Raw genomic sequence first — 15,206 nt, 5'->3', positions numbered from 1 at the left:
CCCAGGACACGGTGCGCCACGCTGGGTGGCCTTGCCTACTTCGTGGTGGTGCTGCCGCCGCGGCGGTTGGTCCGCCACAGCTGATAGAGGTGCTTCGCGCCGGGGCGGACGAAGCGGGCGAGCATCGTGAGGAACGGCAGCGGGTCGTCACCCGCGAGCCAGGCCAGCTCCGTCCCGCTCGCCTTCGCCGGCGCGTGCGGCGTCGTATAGCCGCTGCGGCGGTAGGCGAGGAGGGCGGGCAGGTCGATGTTCTCCACGATGTAGCGGTGTCCGGCGCGCTGTTCCCCCTCCGGAACGGGGCGGCCGGTCAGGTTCAGGTGCATGGCGCGTACGACGTCGACTCCCGACTCGTTCTCGAAGAGCCGGAACTGGGCGCCCATGCGGGGGTTGAAGTCCAGGAGCTTGTAGTGTCCGTCGCGCCGGTCGAAGCGCAGGTCGAGGTCGATGATGCCGCTGTAGCCGATCTGTTTGATGAAACGTGCGGCGAGGTCGGCGAGTTCCGGGTTGTCGACGACGTACGCGTTCGCCGTCATTCCGGCGTGCGGCGGCCAGGAGCGGACCTTGACGCCGGTGAACAGGGCGAGGGGACTGGAGTCCTGGTCGAAGCAGGCGTGCACGATCCAGTCCTCGGCCTCCTCGCGCGGCAGGTACTCCTGGAGGATCACGCCCGGCCGCGCCCCCCAGTCGCGGGCGAGGGCGAGCAGGCCCTCGCGGGTGGCGATCCGCGTGGTGCCGCCCACGGCGGGCCGGGTGCGCCGGACGAACGCCTCCCGGTTCTTGGCCACCACCGGGAAGCGGGCCGTGCCGGCGAAGGCGACGACGTCCTCGTACGACTCCGGGAACGCCGACGCCGGGGCCGCGATGCCGTGCTCCGCGCACAGTTCGTGCAGACCCTGCTTGCTGGCGAGCCGGCGCGGCAGCGCCGGATCGACACGCGGGAAGAGGAAGGATCCGGCCAGCTCGTCCTGGTGCTCGGCGATCAGTACGGCGGCCTCCTCGTCGGTCGGCACGAGGACGACGGGACGGCCGATACGGCGGCCGATGCGCAGCAGGCCCTCGACCAGGCGGCCCGGGTCCTCCGCACCGGTCGTCGGCCACACGAAGGCCTTCTTCAGATAACGCGAGGAGGCCGCGGGTGTGTACGCGTCCTCGGTGATGGCGTACATGGGCACGCCGAGCCGGCCCAGACTGCGGATCGCGCCGACGCCGCCGTGGTGCAGCGGATAGTCGCCGAACTTGACGATCAGTGCTGGTACGTCCCGGTCCGCCTCGAACGGCACACCGACGGTGTCTCCGGCCACGGGTCCCCCCACGTGTCCCCCCAATGGAACGGACCCACCCCGTCCGTGTCCCCAAAGGACGCTAAGCCGGAATTGCCGCCTCCGACAAGGCTTTTCCGGACATTGCGAACTCTTTAGACAGGGTGCGAGCAACCTTTCGAAGACCCTTCGACACACACCTTTCGGACACCGCGGCAGGTGCCGCAGGAGGCTCTGCCCAAGACACGCGTCACGGCCGTAACGTGTGGCGCGACCACATGGAACGAGCGCCGCGCACGGCCCGGATGAGAGTGAGGCAGCACCCCATGCCCCCCTTCGACGTCCCCGAGGGCGACCCCTTCGGCCCGCACAACCTTCCCTATGGCGTGTTCTCGCCCTCCGGCAGCACGGAGCGGAGGGTCGGCGTCCGGCTCGGGGACCACGTCCTCGACGCGGGCGCCGCGGCCGCCGCCCTGCGCTCGCCCCACCACGCGCTGCTCGCGCGCCCCACCCTCAACGCGCTGCTGGCCGCCGGCCGCCCCACCTGGTCGGAGGTACGGCGCGCCGTCACCGCCTGGGTCACGGACCCCGCGCACCGCGAGGCCGTCGAGCCGCTGTTCCACCCCCTGTCCGAGGTGAGCCTGCACCTGCCCTTCGAGGTGGCGGACTACGTCGACTTCTACGCCTCCGAGAACCACGCCCGCAACGTCGGCCAGATCTTCCGCCCGGACGCCGAGGACTCCCTCACCCCCAACTGGAAGCACCTGCCCATCGGTTACCACGGCCGCTCCGGCACGGTCGTGGTCTCCGGCACGGACGTCGCACGCCCCTCCGGGCAGCGCAAGGCCCCGGCCGACCCGGCACCCGTCTTCGGGCCGTCGATCCGGCTGGACATCGAGGCGGAGGTCGGCTTCGTCGTGGGCGTGCCGTCCGCGCTGGGCCGTCCGGTCGCGCTGGCCGACTTCCGCGACCACGTCTTCGGGCTGTGCCTGCTGAACGACTGGTCCGCGCGCGACATCCAGGCCTGGGAGTACGTTCCCCTCGGACCCTTCCTCGGCAAGTCCTTCGCGACCTCCGTGTCGGCGTGGATCACCCCGCTGGAAGCACTGGAGCACGCGCGCGTGGCGCCTCCGCGGCGCACGCACCCACTGCTGCCGTACCTGGACGACTCGGCGGCCGGCATCGAGGCCGGCGGCTACGACCTGCGGATCTCCGTCGCGATCAACGGCCACGTGGTCTCCGAGCCGCCTTTTTCGACGATGTACTGGACCGCTGCCCAGCAGCTCGCCCACATGACGGTGAACGGTGCCTCACTGCGCACCGGCGACCTGTACGGCTCCGGCACGGTGAGCGGACCCGAGGAGCGTCAGCGCGGCTCCCTGCTGGAGCTGACCTGGAACGGCCGCGACCCCCTCGAACTCCCGGACGGCAAGCGGGCCTTCCTGGAGGACGGCGACGTGGCGACCCTGTCGGCATGGGCTCCCGGGGCGGACGGGCGCCGCATCGGCCTGGGAGAGGTCAGCGGCCGGGTCGTGGCGGGATGAGCAGGCTCTTGTAGCAAGGAGTTGACACAAGCCCGCCGCGCAAAGCATCTTGTACTCACCGTTTGATACAAGCGGTGAGTACAAGTGCTTTCACGGGGGCTTCCATGACCGATCTCGACGTGACCTCGCCGGCGATCGCCGCCCGGGCGCCGGTCGACCGCTACGCCCGCTGGACGGGTCTCGCCACGGGCGCCCTGGCGGCCGTCTGGCTGTTCCCACTCGGCCACGGCGACGGCGTGCTGTACGCCATCCCGGCGTTCGGCCTGTGCGCGGTCGCCGGCGTCCTGGCGGGCGACGCGCTGACCGCGCCGGCCCGCGGAACCGTCCGCACCGCCGGGCTCGCACCACGCCGGGTCCGCGACTACGTACCGCCGCGGATGACCCGGCTGCTGGCCGTCCTCGCAGTCGCCCTGATGGCAGTGCTGGCGACGGCGGGCGCGGTGGCCTCGCCGGACGACCTGGGGCGGGCGGGCCGTGAACTCACCCTCACCTGCCGGGGCATGACGGAGGGACACGGCCCCTGGCCCGGTCTCGCCTACGGCCTGCCCATGCTGGCCTCCCTCGCCGTCGCCACGGGCGCGTGCGGCTGGTCGCTGCGGCGGATCGCCACCCGGCCCGGCGACGAACAGTCCCGCCGCGACCGCTCGCTGGCGATCGTGGCCGCCTGGGGGATCGTCGTCTCCACCTCGCTGCTGGGCGCGGCCACAACGGCTGCGGGCGCCCTGACGAGCATGACGTGCGACGGCGCGGCGGGCACCGCGGCCAACGCGGTCCTACTGCCGCTCGCGCTGATCTCGCTGGTGACCGCGCCGTGGATGCTCTGCACCGTCTGCTCGCCCCGGGCGGGGTGGCACCGCCGAGCGGGGGCGCGCCGGTGAGCGGCACCGCCGTCCGGGTCGACACGACCAGCCCCGTCCCGCCCTACGAGCAGATCCGCGCCCAGCTCGCCACGCTGATCAGCAGCGGACGGCTGGCCGAGGGCGAGCGGCTGCCGACGGTACGGCAACTGGCCGCGGACCTCGGCCTCGCAGCGGGCACCGTCGCCCGCGCCTATCGGGAACTGGAGGCGGCGTCCCTCATCCGGACCCGGCGGGGCGCGGGGACGCGGGTGGCTCCGCCACCACCGGGGGCCCGCCGCGGCGAGACGGCGGCACTGGCCGACGGTACACGGGACTACGTGGCCTGGGCGGCGGCCTTGGGCTTCGGGGAGGACGACGTGCTGGAGGCGGTACGGCGCGCGTTCCGGGAGCGGGACGCGTAACGCTTCCGCACCCGACGGCCCGGCACGACCGAACGGAAGGAAACCGGGTACGCCGACGGGAAGGAAAACGGGCACGCCGGCAGGAAGAAGAGCGGCCACGCCAACAGGAAGTAAAGCGGGCGACCACAACCGCGGGACCGATCACCGCCGAGACCTGACTCTCGCCGCCCCTCACCGTCATACTGGGCGGACACGCACCACACGCGACGCGCCTTCGGCGCGTCACCCCGCACCACGACACCCGCGCAACTCTCCGACCAGGAACCGGAGCCCCGGCATGACCGTCTGCCTGCTCCTGCTGAGCGCCGTCGCCCTGACGGCCGCCCTGCCGGCGCCACGCGCGCTGACCCGTGCGGCCTGGCCCGAGCGGGAACCGGTGGTCGCGTTGTGGGTGTGGCAGTGCCTGGTCGCCACCGTCCTGCTGTGCTGCCTGGCAGCACTGGTGCTGGGCACGGCGGCCGTCTTCCACACCGTCCGCGACCGTGTCTTCGCCCCCGCACCGCCATCCGTCACCGCCGCCTACGACATCTCCTCCGCGCCGGTGTGGGCCGCCGCCCTCACCGTGCTGCTGGCCTGCGGAGCCGCCTGGACGACGGCGATGCTCGGCCGGGAACTCGTCGAGGCCCGCCGCAGCCGCGGCCAGGCCCGCGCACAGCTTCGGGAGCGCGCCCCCGATCTGCCGGACGGACTGCCGGCGGCGCGCGGCCCGATGCTGGTGCTGGAGGACGAATACCCGGACGCCTGGTGGATGCCGGGACACCCGCCGCAACTGGTCGTCACGACGGGAGCACTGCAGCGCCTCACCGACCACCAGCTGGACGCCGTCCTCACCCATGAGCGCGGGCACGCGCGTGCCCACCACGACTGGCTGCTGCACCTGTCCACCGCGCTCGCCACAGGCTTCCCGCGCGTGCCGCTCTTCGCGCACTTCTGCGACCAGACCCATCGCCTGGTCGAGCTGGCCGCCGACGACACCGCGTCCAGGCGCTGCGGGCACCTCACCACGGCCCTCGCCCTGATCGAGCTGAACCAGCACCGGGGCGTCCTGTCCTGCGACTCCAGCCGGCGCCTGCTCGGCGAGCGCGTGGACCGCCTGCTGGAGCCACCACCGCGGCTGCTGCGCCGGCACCGGGCGCTGACGACGACGGTGGCCGCGCTGGTGCCGTTGCTGCCGCTCCTGATCACGTTCGCGCCGGGTCTGACGGCACTGTCCTGACCGGACCGCGGGTGGCAGATCTTCCCGCCCGCAGCGGAAAACGCGCAGCTCAGCGCCGTACCCAACGCCCCCTCACCTGGCGCAACACTTCAGCAACACCCCATTCCCTACCGGGTCGGTATGGTTTCGGCCATGCCACCCACCGACCGTCCCCGAGACCACGCGGGTCAGGGCGCAGCGACCACCGTCGCCGCCCACCGCACGCGTCGACGGCTGCGCGCGGACCGGGCCCGGCAACTGGCCGACCTGCTGCGCCACCAGATCCTCACCGGCGCCTTCCAGAACGGCCCCCTCCCCCACGAGTCGACCCTCGCCGCCGACTACCGCGCCTCCCGCAACACCGTCCGCCAGGCCCTGGACCTGCTCCGGGCCGAGGGCCTGGTGGAACGGCTGCCCGGGGTCGGCACCGTGGTCGTCGCCCAGAAGTACCCGCACGGGCTCGACCGGCTGATGGGCCTCGCGGAAACCCTCCGCGAACACGGCCGCGTCACCAACGAGGTCCGCACCATGGGCCCCGCCCCCGCACCCGCCCCGGTGGCCGACCGCCTCCGCATCCCCGCCGGCGCCGACGTCCTCTACATCGAACGCCTGCGCCGCCTGAACGGCCTCCCCCTCTCCCTCGACCTCACCTACATCCCGCTCGACATCGGCACCGCCCTGCTCGGCGCCGACCTGGAGAACACCGATGTCTTCCGCCTCCTGGAAGCCATCACCGGCCAGCGCCTCGGCCACGCCGAGATCACCCTGGAGGCGGTCAACGCGGACACCCATTCCGCCGCCGTGCTCCAGGCCCCCCGCGGCGCCGCCGTACTGATGCTGGAACGCCTCACCCACCTCGCCGACGGCCGCCCCGTCGACCTGGAGTTCATCCGCTTCCGCGGCGACCGGATCACCATGAGCGGCCTGCTCCACCGGTCGTAGACACCTCGCCGCATCCGCCCCTGCCTGCACGTTTCCTGGAGACAGCCATGCCCTTGGCGCCCCAGCGGGCCGACGTGCCCGTGACCGTCGACGAGTCGAAGTGCATCGACGGCTGCACCCTCTGCGTGGACATGTGCCCGCTGGACTCCCTGGCCATCGACGAGACCAACGGCAAGGCGTACATGCACGTCGACGAGTGCTGGTACTGCGGCCCGTGCGCGGCCCGCTGCCCCACCGGAGCCGTCACGGTCAACATGCCCTACCTGCTGCGGTGAGAGGGACAACCACCATGAAACGATCGGCAGTCGCCGTATCCGCCGTCGCGCTCTTGCTTCCCCTGTCCGCCTGCGGCGGCAGCGCCGAAGCGGGCAGCGGCTCCACGGTCACCGTGACCGTCGGCTACCAGTCCAAGACCATCAACACCGTCACCGCAGGCACGCTGCTGCGCTCCCTCGGCTACTTCGAGAAGCAGCTCGACTCCCTGCACGACGGCCATACCTACAAGGTCGACTGGCAGGACTACGCCACCGGCGCCCCGATCACCGCGCAGATGACCGCCGGCAAGATCGACATCGGCTCGATGGGCGACTTCCCGCTGCTGCTCAACGCGGCCCGCGGCAAACAGCTCGGCCGCCGCACCCGCCTGGTCTCGGTGACCGGCTACAACCTGCGCGGCGGCCTCAACACCATCGTCACCGCTCCCGGTTCGAAACTCAGCTCCCTGAAGGACTTGAAGGGCAAGAGGGTGTCGACCAGCGTCGGTTCCGCCGCCGACGGCACTCTCGTGCGGGCCCTGCAACGCGCCGGCATCGACCCGGACAAGGGCATCTCCAAACTCAACCAGCAGCCTGCCGTTGGCGCCTCGGCGCTCTCCTCCGGCAGCGTGGACGCCCTGTCACAGTTCGTCGCCTGGCCGGGCCTGCTCACCTACCAGGGCAGGGCCAAGGCCCTGTACGACGGCGCCCAGCTGAACCTGCCCACCTTCCACGGTGTCACCGCCCGCGAGGACTTCGCCCAGCAGCGTCCGGCCGTCCTGGAGGCCTTCCTCAAGGCCCAGGCAGAAGCGACGGACTACCTCAACACCCACCCCGTCGCCGCCTCCGAAAAGGTCGCCGAAGCCACCGGTCTTCCCGCCGAGGTGGTCTACCTCTACAACGGTGCCCACGGCATCGCCACCTTCGACCCGGCCGTCAAGCCGCAGCTCGTCTCCGCGCTCGAACAGGACGTGTCCGTGCTGAAGGCCGCCAAGCTGACCGGCGACATCGACGTGGGCTCCTTCCTCGACGACCAGTACGTCAAGAAAGCCCTCGGCGCCTCCTACGCCGAGCGCCTGGCCGCCGCACCCGCGCCGGCCACGAGCGAGGTGTGGCCCAAGGGCAGCGAGAAGACCGTCTCCTTCAAGTCCGCGAAGGAACTGCTGGCCTACGTGGCCGGGCACCAGGCCAGCATCCGCGCCGCCTATGTGCCCGATGCCACCACCGGCACCCTCTGGTTCGCCGACAAGGCGGTGTGGGTGGCCGACGGCGATCAGCTGCTGCCCTTCGTCACCCCGGCGACCGCGCAGGCCTACCTCGCCGCCCACCGCGGCGCCCGTACGGTGTCGTACCGCGGCGCGCTGGAGCGGGCCTCATGACCCGGCGGCCCTTGGCCCGGTATGCGCTGCGTACGGTCTCCCTGGCCATTTTCCTCGGCCTGTGGCAGTTGCTTACCGGCCTGGACGTGAACCTGTGGCTGCGGTTCTCGCAGTTTCCGACCGTCACCGACGTGGCCAGCGCCTTCGCCGGCCGGCTCACTGGCAGCGACTACTGGACCGACCTCACCGACAGCCTCACCCGGATCCTCACCGGCTTTGCGCTGGCGGCCGTCCTGGGCGTGGCGACGGGCGTGCTCGTGGCCCGCTCGCGCCTCGCCGAGGATCTGATCGGTCCGGTCCTGGAGGTGATCCGCCCGATCCCGGCGATCGCCCTCGTCCCCGTCGCGATCCTCCTCTTCCCCTCCAATGAACAGGGCATCGTCTTCATCACCTGCACAGCCGCCTTCTTCCCGGTGCTGGTCTCCACCCGGCACGCGGTCCGCGCGCTCACCCCCGTCTGGGAGGAAGCGGTGCGCACCATGGGCGGCGGCCGGCTGCGAATCCTCGGCTCGGTGGTACTGCCGGGCGCGCTGCCCGGTATTTTCGGCGGGCTGTCGGTGGGCATCGGCGTGTCGTGGATCTGCGTGATCTCCGCCGAGATGATCTCCGGCCAGTACGGCGTCGGCTACCGCACCTGGCAGGACTACACGGTGGTGAACTACCCGGGTGTCTTCGTCGGCATGGTCACGATCGGCGTTCTCGGCTGGGTCACCTCCACGGCCGTGGAACTCCTCGGCCGGCGTCTGACCCGCTGGCTGCCCCGCACCTCGTACGTCCCCGGTGGCCGCCCCCGTGCGCCCCGGCCTGTCGCCGCCGCCCCCGTGCGCGCCGACGGTGATCCCCAGCACCAGGCCCAACGCGAGCAGCAGGGCCAGAAGGACATCGAGGAGGCCCGTGATGAGCACCTCGTCTGAGACCGTCACCTCTCCCGTCGCATCGGCATCGGAGGCCGTGCGCGGTACCCGGCTCACCTTCCGTTCCGCCGTGCTCGGCCACCCGGACGCGCCGGTGCTGTACGACGTCGACCTGGACGTCTCCCCTGGCGAGATCCTGACCGTCGTGGGCTCTTCCGGCTGCGGCAAGTCCACGCTGCTGCGCACCTTCGCCGGGCTACTGCCTCCCCTGGGCGGCGCCGCCGAGGTGGACGGCGTCCCGCTGGCGGGGCCTTCGGCGGACCGTGCGCTGGTCTTCCAGGAGGACGCGCTGCTGCCCTGGCGCACCTTGCGCGGGAACGTGGAACTACCGCTCGCCATCAGCGGCGTACCGCGCTCGGCGCGCCGGTCCCGGGCCGAGTCCTGGCTCGCCCGAGTCGGACTGAGCGCGCAGGCAGGGCAGTTGCCGCACCGGGTGTCCGGCGGGCAGCGCCAGCGCGCCCAATTGGCCCGCGCGCTGGCCGACAGCCCGCGCGCCGTCCTCATGGACGAGCCTTTCGGCGCCCTCGACGCCCAGACCCGCTCCGGCATGCAGGACCTGCTGGTGGAGGTGTTGCGCGGCACGGGCGCGACCGTCGTCTTCGTCACGCACGACGTGGACGAGGCCCTCTTCCTCGGTGACCGCGTGGCCCTGCTCGGCTCCGGCCGGGTGGCCGCCGTACGCGACGTACCCGGGCCGCGCGACCGTGGGGCCGTCGACGACCCGGCCCGTACGGCTCTGCGCCGCGACATCCTCACCTCGCTCGGCTCCTGAAAGGCACCCCGGTGACCACCCCCGCGTCCCCCTCCTTGGAGATTCCCGCCGTCGCCGACGCCGAGGAGCTGGCCTGCGACGTCCTCGTCATCGGCGGCGGCACCGCCGGCACCATGGCCGCCCTGACCGCCGCCGAGCGCGGCGCGAACGTGCTGCTGCTGGAGAAGGCCCACGTCCGCCACTCCGGCGCGCTCGCCATGGGCATGGACGGCGTCAACAACGCTGTCATCCCCGGTCGTGCCGAGCCCGACGACTACGTCGCCGAGATCACCCGCGCCAACGACGGCATCGTCGACCAGTCCACCGTCCGCCAGACCGCCGTCCGCGGTTTCGCGATGGTCCAGCGGCTGGAGGCGTACGGCGTCAAGTTCGAGAAGGACGAGCACGGTGAGTACGCGGTGCGCCAGGTGCATCGCTCCGGCTCGTACGTACTGCCGATGCCAGAGGGCAAGGACGTCAAAAAGGTCCTGTACCGGCAGCTGCGGCGGCGCGAGATGCGGGAGCGGATCCGGATCGAGAACCGGGTGATGCCGGTCCGGGTCCTCACCGCCGAGGGGCGGGCCGTGGGTGCCGTCGGCTTCCACACCCGTACCGGCGCCTTCGTCACCGTCCGCGCCGGTGCGGTCATCCTCGCCACCGGCGCCTGCGGCCGACTCGGTCTGCCCGCTTCCGGCTACCTGTACGGCACCTACGAGAACCCCACCAACGCCGGTGACGGGTACGCCATGGCCTACCACGCGGGCGCCGAGCTGACCGGTATCGAGTGCTTCCAGATCAACCCGCTGATCAAGGACTACAACGGGCCGGCCTGCGCCTATGTCGCCAACCCCTTCGGCGGCTACCAGGTCAACCGGCACGGCGAGCGGTTCGTCGACTCCGACTACTGGTCGGGGCAGATGATGGCCGAGTTCGCCGCCGAGATCGCCAGCGACCGCGGCCCGGTCTACCTCAAGCTCAGCCATCTCCCCGAGGAGTCGCTCTCCGCCCTGGAGTCGATCCTGCACTCCACCGAGCGGCCCACCCGCGGCACCTTCCACGCCGGCCGCGGGCATGACTACCGCACCCATGACGTCGAGATGCACATCTCGGAGATCGGTCTGTGCGGCGGTCACTCCGCCTCCGGGGTCCGCGTCGACGACCACGCCCGTACGACCGTCCCCCGCCTGTACGCCGCCGGTGACCTCGCCTGCGTCCCGCACAACTACATGATCGGCGCGTTCGTCTTCGGCGATCTCGCGGGCGCGGACGCCGCGCAGTACACCGCCTACGAGGGTGAGCTTCCCGCGGACCAGGTCCGCGCCGCGCACGAGCTGATCTACCGCCCGCTGCGCAACCCGGACGGCCCGCCGCAGCCCCAGGTCGAGTACAAGCTGCGCCGTTTCGTGAACGATTACGTGGCACCGCCGAAGTCCGGTGCGCGTCTCTCCCTCGCCCTGGAGGCCTTCGAGCGGATGCGCGCCGACATCGCCGCCATGGGCGCCCGCACCCCGCACGAGCTGATGCGCTGCGCGGAGGTCACCTTCATCCGTGACTGCGCCGAGATGGCCGCCCGCGCCTCTCTCGCCCGCACCGAGTCCCGCTGGGGCCTCTACCACGACCGTCTCGACCACCCCGGTCGTGACGACGTCTCCTGGTTCCACCATCTCGATCTGCACAAGTCCTCCTCTGGTGCAATGGAGTTCACGGCGCGTCCCGTGGCGCCGTATCTGGTCCCGGTCGAGGAGTTCGCGCCGGCCGGCGGTCCCTCCCGGTGGCTGGGCGAGGTCCACGCCGAGCAGGTGGCCACGGCCGGGCCGCGCGAGGTGGCGCCGGTCGCCGCAGGACCGACGTCCGCCCGTGCCACCGCCTCCGCCGACCGGCCCGGCGCGCCGGGCACCGCCTCGCCCCGGCTCCTGCAGCTGCTGGAGCTGGCCGAAGCGGGGCCCGAACTCGATGTCATCGAGCCGTACTTGACCGATGAGGATCCCGTCGTCCGGCGTACGGCGGTCTCGATCCTCACCGAGTCCGCGCCGCCCGGCACCGGGCTGGCCCTGGCCGGTGCTCTCGCCGACTCCGACGCCGAGGTCCGCGCGACCGCCGCGGCCTCACTGCGCGAACTGGTCGAGACCCTGCCGCCCGAACCGGCTCTGGGCACCGCCCTCACCGACGCCCTCGCCGCAGCCGACCCCGTGGTCCGCGCCGCCGCCCTCGATGTGCTGCGCGCCCTGCGGCTCGGTGGTGTTGCGGTGTTCGCCGCCGCGCTGGACGATCCCGACATCGCCGTCCGCACCGAGGCCGTACGGGCGCTCGTCTCCGTCGACGCGGTGCGGCCGCTGGCGGGTGCCGCGGACGATCCCTCCCGGGAGGTCCGGGTCACCGTGGCCAAGGCCCTGGCCGCCGTCGGCCCGGCGTCTCCGACCGCCGCCGACCGGGAGTTGCTCACCGCCGCCCTGGACCGGCTCACCGGGGACACCGATCCCCTGGTGCGCGGTGCCGCCTTCGCCGCACTGGCCGGCACCGGCTGCCCGGCCCCGCTCGCCCGCCGAGCCGTGGCCGCGCTGTCGGACCCGGCCTGGCAGGTCCGCTCCGGCGCCGCCACCGCGCTGTCGGTCGCGTCCGCCGGGACCGCCGTCCCCGCCCTGGCCAAGGCGCTGGCCGACCCGAACGCCGACGTACGCAAGGCGGCCGTGCTGGCTCTGACCCGGCACCGGGCCACGGCAGAGGCACGCGCGGCCCTCACGACGGCCACCGGCGACTCGGACGCGGACGTCAGGGCCTACGCGGCACGGGGACTGTGACGGCGACGGTCCCCCCGCATCGCCTCGGACCGGCCCGCTATATCCAGTCGTCCGGCTCGGGCTCCTCGTCCGGCTCCGGCTCCCTGTCCGGCTCCGGCCAGTCGGCCTGCTGCGCGTCGCCTGCGGCCGGGGCCGGCACGTCCAGGGAGGCCAGCACGGCCAGCACGCCCTCCCCGTACGTCGCCAGCTTCTTCTCGCCGACACCGCTCACCGTGCCCAGCTCGCGCACGGAACCGGGCCGCCGGCTGACGATCTCCCGCAGGGTGGCGTCATGGAAGATGACGTACGCTGGCACGCCCTGCTCGCGGGCCTGTTCGGCGCGCCAGGCACGCAGGGCCTCGAAGGCGGGCAGCAGTTCGTCGGGCAGTTCCGCCGCGGCCGTCCTGGCCTTGCGGTCGCCTCCGGAGGCGCCTGCCGATCGCGACCGGGAGGCGGCCGGCTTCTTCGGCTCCTTGCGCAGCGGCACCTCCCGCTCACGGCGCAGCACGGAGCCGCTCGCCTCGGTGAGCACCAGAGTGCCGTACTCTCCCTCGACCGCGAGCAGTCCCTGAGCCAGCAGCTGCCGGATGACGCCACGCCACTCGGCCTCGGCGAGGTCCTGGCCGATACCGAAGACGGACAACTGGTCGTGGTCGAACTGGATGACCTTGCCGGTGCGCTTGCCGAGCAGGATGTCGACGATCTGCAGGGCGCCGAACTTCTGCCCGCGCTCCCGCTGCAGCCGGACCACCGTCGACAGCACCTTCTGCGCGGCGACCGTGCCGTCCCAGGTCTCCGGCGGAGTGAGGCAGGTGTCGCAGTTGCCGCAGTCCGCGGCGTCGGGGTCCTGGCCGAAGTAGGCGAGCAGCTGGCCGCGGCGGCACCGGGCCGTCTCGCACAGGGCGAGCATGGCATCGAGGTGGGTGGCGGCCCGGCGGCGGAACGCCTCGTCGCCCTCGCCGGACTGGATCAGCTTGCGCTGCTGTATGACGTCGTTCAGGCCGTACGCCATCCAGGCCGTGGACGGCAGTCCGTCGCGGCCCGCTCGGCCGGTCTCCTGGTAGTAGCCCTCGATCGACTTGGGCAGGTCCAGGTGGGCGACGAACCGTACGTCCGGCTTGTCGATGCCCATGCCGAAGGCAATCGTCGCGACCACGACCAGGCCGTCCTCGCGCAGGAACCGCGACTGGTGGGCGGCGCGCGTGCCGCCCTCCAGACCCGCGTGATACGGAACGGCCTCGATGCCGTTGGCGGTCAGGAACTCCGCCGTCCGCTCCACCGAGTTGCGCGACAGGCAGTACACGATGCCGGCGTCACCCGCGTGCTCCTGCCGGAGGAAGGCGAGCAACTGCTTCCTCGGGTCGGCTTTGGGCACGATCCGGTACTGGATGTTGGGCCGGTCGAAACTGGCGACGAAGTGGCGGGCCGTCGGCAGGTTCAGCCGCTGGGTGATCTCCTCGTGGGTGGCCCGGGTGGCCGTGGCGGTGAGGGCGATCCGCGGGACGTCCGGCCAGCGCTCGCCGAGGAGCGACAGGGTGAGGTAGTCGGGCCGGAAGTCGTGGCCCCACTGGGAGACGCAGTGCGCCTCGTCGATCGCGAAGACGGAGATCTTGCCGCGTGAGAGGAGATCCCGCGTGGCGTCCAGACGCAGCCTCTCGGGCGCCAGATACAGCAGGTCCAGCTCGCCGGCCAGGAACTCGGCCTCGACCATGCGCCGCTCGTCGAAATCCTGCGTGGAGTTGATGAAGCCGGCCCGCACGCCGAGGGCGCGCAAGGCGTCCACCTGGTCCTGCATGAGCGCGATCAGCGGGGAGATCACGATGCCCGTGCCGGGTCTGACCAGGGCGGGGATCTGGTAGCACAGCGACTTGCCGCCGCCGGTGGGCATGAGGACGACGGCGTCGCCGCCCGCCACCACATGCTCGATGATCGCTTTCTGCTCGCCCCGGAAGGACTCGTATCCGAAGACCCGGTGCAGCGTGGCCAGCGCCTCGCTGTCGGCCGCGCCCGGCCCCTCGGTCACCTGTGGCATCTCGCTGATCCCGCCCGTCACGCCCATCGTCCTGTCCCCCGTCGGTCCCCCGTGTGTCGTCTCTCGACCGCTGCCTCCACCATAGGGGTCCGGACCGACAGCCTCGGAGTTATCCACAGGCCGGGGAAGATCGGTCCGCGGTCTGCGGGTCCTCGCACGGACCAGCCCGGTCACCCCATCGGGCGTCCCGGATGGCCCGGCGATCACACCGGGGACATGCTGCTCGGGCGGGAGAAGGCGGAGGCCGGCCGCACAGACCTCCACTCGGCACTCGCTCCCGTACCCGACCGCGCGCCCTTTCCAAGGAGCTCCGCCCCATGCCCGCTCACCTCGCCAAGGCCGCTCTCGCCGTCACCACCACCGCCGCCCTCGCTCTGACGACCGCGCCCGCCCGTGCCGCCGATCCGGACCCCGCCGAATGGGCACAGCTCGTCCCGACGTACGCGGCTACCGCGAAGTACCTGTACGTTCCGAACGCGTTGGCCGACGGATACGAGCCCAACCCGTGCACCGTGGACGTGGCGGGCGGGCAGGGTGCCATGGGGTACCACTACATCAACACGTCCCTCTACGGCTCTCTCGACCCGGCCAGGCCCACGGCCCTCCTCTACGAGGACGACGGCGTCGGGGGGCGCAGGCTCACCGGGGTGGAATGGATCGTGAAGGCCGACAAGGACACACCACGGCCCAAAATGTTCGGTCATGATTTCGAGGGCCCGGTGACCCCGCACGGCTCGACCATTCCGACCCACTACTCCCTGCACGCCTGGATCTACAAGAACAACCCCAGCGGCTTGTTCTTCGAGTGGAACCCCGACGTGAAGTGCCCGTACCCCGGAGCACCGGGCTGACGGCGTGCGAAGGCCCCGGTCCCCTGGGAGACCGGGGCCTGTGCGGG

General features: G+C 72.0%; 13 protein-coding genes. 11 read left to right on the top strand and 2 right to left on the bottom strand.

The features are described 5' to 3' along the window. Nucleotides 1-35: 35 nt before the first annotated feature. On the bottom strand, nt 36-1,280 hold the full coding sequence (locus ABT171_RS22095) for a carboxylate--amine ligase (RefSeq protein WP_351246474.1): 1,245 nt from the start codon (nt 1,278-1,280) through the stop codon (nt 36-38). Nucleotides 1,281-1,585: 305 nt separating this feature from the next. Between ABT171_RS22095 and fahA the strand changes: the two genes are divergently transcribed. The 10 genes from fahA (at nt 1,586) to ABT171_RS22045 (ending at nt 12,297) form a co-directional block, all read left to right on the top strand. Then, nucleotides 1,586-2,803 (top strand): fumarylacetoacetase, encoded by a 1,218-nt coding sequence (gene fahA / locus ABT171_RS22090; RefSeq protein ID WP_351246308.1) that lies wholly within the window; start codon nt 1,586-1,588, stop codon nt 2,801-2,803. Between the two features lie 104 nt (nt 2,804-2,907). Next, nucleotides 2,908-3,681, top strand: a complete 774-nt coding sequence (locus ABT171_RS22085) for a hypothetical protein (protein WP_351246306.1) — start codon at nt 2,908-2,910, stop codon at nt 3,679-3,681. Then, complete coding sequence (locus ABT171_RS22080) at nt 3,678-4,064, top strand: GntR family transcriptional regulator (protein ID WP_351246304.1); 387 nt, start codon at nt 3,678-3,680, stop codon at nt 4,062-4,064. The genes ABT171_RS22085 and ABT171_RS22080 overlap by 4 nt, the downstream gene beginning before the upstream one ends. A 277-nt stretch (nt 4,065-4,341) precedes the next feature. Next, nucleotides 4,342-5,280, top strand: coding sequence for a M56 family metallopeptidase (locus ABT171_RS22075; protein WP_351246302.1), 939 nt, complete (start codon nt 4,342-4,344; stop codon nt 5,278-5,280). A gap of 132 nt (nt 5,281-5,412) precedes the next feature. Next, nucleotides 5,413-6,201 (top strand): GntR family transcriptional regulator, encoded by a 789-nt coding sequence (locus ABT171_RS22070; RefSeq protein ID WP_351246300.1) that lies wholly within the window; start codon nt 5,413-5,415, stop codon nt 6,199-6,201. Between the two features lie 47 nt (nt 6,202-6,248). Further along, nucleotides 6,249-6,476 carry a 4Fe-4S dicluster domain-containing protein gene (locus ABT171_RS22065; RefSeq protein ID WP_351246298.1) on the top strand — a complete coding sequence of 76 codons (228 nt, stop codon included), beginning with the start codon at nt 6,249-6,251 and terminating at the stop codon, nt 6,474-6,476. A 14-nt stretch (nt 6,477-6,490) separates the two neighbouring features. Then, on the top strand, nt 6,491-7,834 hold the full coding sequence (locus tag ABT171_RS22060; protein ID WP_351246296.1) for an ABC transporter substrate-binding protein: 1,344 nt from the start codon (nt 6,491-6,493) through the stop codon (nt 7,832-7,834). Further along, nucleotides 7,831-8,748, top strand: coding sequence for an ABC transporter permease (locus ABT171_RS22055; protein ID WP_351246294.1), 918 nt, complete (start codon nt 7,831-7,833; stop codon nt 8,746-8,748). Before ABT171_RS22060 ends, ABT171_RS22055 begins: the two co-directional genes overlap by 4 nt. Further along, nucleotides 8,732-9,520 carry an ABC transporter ATP-binding protein gene (locus tag ABT171_RS22050; RefSeq protein WP_351246292.1) on the top strand — a complete coding sequence of 263 codons (789 nt, stop codon included), beginning with the start codon at nt 8,732-8,734 and terminating at the stop codon, nt 9,518-9,520. Before ABT171_RS22055 ends, ABT171_RS22050 begins: the two co-directional genes overlap by 17 nt. Nucleotides 9,521-9,531: 11 nt before the next feature. Then, a complete protein-coding gene (locus ABT171_RS22045) occupies nt 9,532-12,297 on the top strand; it encodes a fumarate reductase/succinate dehydrogenase flavoprotein subunit (protein ID WP_351246290.1) in 2,766 nt (921 codons plus the stop codon). A gap of 37 nt (nt 12,298-12,334) precedes the next feature. Here ABT171_RS22045 and recQ read toward each other — a convergent pair whose 3' ends face one another. Next, nucleotides 12,335-14,335, bottom strand: coding sequence for a DNA helicase RecQ (recQ, locus tag ABT171_RS22040; RefSeq protein ID WP_351246288.1), 2,001 nt, complete (start codon nt 14,333-14,335; stop codon nt 12,335-12,337). Between the two features lie 290 nt (nt 14,336-14,625). Here recQ and ABT171_RS22035 point away from each other — a divergent pair, with 290 nt between their 5' ends. After that, on the top strand, nt 14,626-15,159 hold the full coding sequence (locus ABT171_RS22035; RefSeq protein ID WP_351246286.1) for a hypothetical protein: 534 nt from the start codon (nt 14,626-14,628) through the stop codon (nt 15,157-15,159). Nucleotides 15,160-15,206: the final 47 nt, after the last annotated feature.

The organism is Streptomyces sp. NPDC001851, from assembly GCF_040297165.1.
Classification (GTDB): Bacteria; Actinomycetota; Actinomycetes; order Streptomycetales; family Streptomycetaceae; genus Streptomyces.
This window is presented reverse-complemented; position numbering and strand designations above follow the sequence as displayed.

Excerpts from the sequence above, each read along its gene's own strand:
- ABT171_RS22075 (WP_351246302.1), top strand. The coding sequence starts at position 4,342 with ATGACCGTCTGCCTGCTCCTGCTGAGCGCCGTCGCCCTGACGGCCGCC.
- recQ (WP_351246288.1), bottom strand. The coding sequence starts at position 14,335 with ATGGGCGTGACGGGCGGGATCAGCGAGATGCCACAGGTGACCGAGGGG.
- ABT171_RS22060 (WP_351246296.1), top strand. The coding sequence starts at position 6,491 with ATGAAACGATCGGCAGTCGCCGTATCCGCCGTCGCGCTCTTGCTTCCC.
- fahA (WP_351246308.1), top strand. The coding sequence starts at position 1,586 with ATGCCCCCCTTCGACGTCCCCGAGGGCGACCCCTTCGGCCCGCACAAC.
- ABT171_RS22055 (WP_351246294.1), top strand. The coding sequence starts at position 7,831 with ATGACCCGGCGGCCCTTGGCCCGGTATGCGCTGCGTACGGTCTCCCTG.
- ABT171_RS22035 (WP_351246286.1), top strand. The coding sequence starts at position 14,626 with ATGCCCGCTCACCTCGCCAAGGCCGCTCTCGCCGTCACCACCACCGCC.
- ABT171_RS22070 (WP_351246300.1), top strand. The coding sequence starts at position 5,413 with ATGCCACCCACCGACCGTCCCCGAGACCACGCGGGTCAGGGCGCAGCG.
- ABT171_RS22050 (WP_351246292.1), top strand. The coding sequence starts at position 8,732 with ATGAGCACCTCGTCTGAGACCGTCACCTCTCCCGTCGCATCGGCATCG.
- ABT171_RS22065 (WP_351246298.1), top strand. The coding sequence starts at position 6,249 with ATGCCCTTGGCGCCCCAGCGGGCCGACGTGCCCGTGACCGTCGACGAG.
- ABT171_RS22085 (WP_351246306.1), top strand. The coding sequence starts at position 2,908 with ATGACCGATCTCGACGTGACCTCGCCGGCGATCGCCGCCCGGGCGCCG.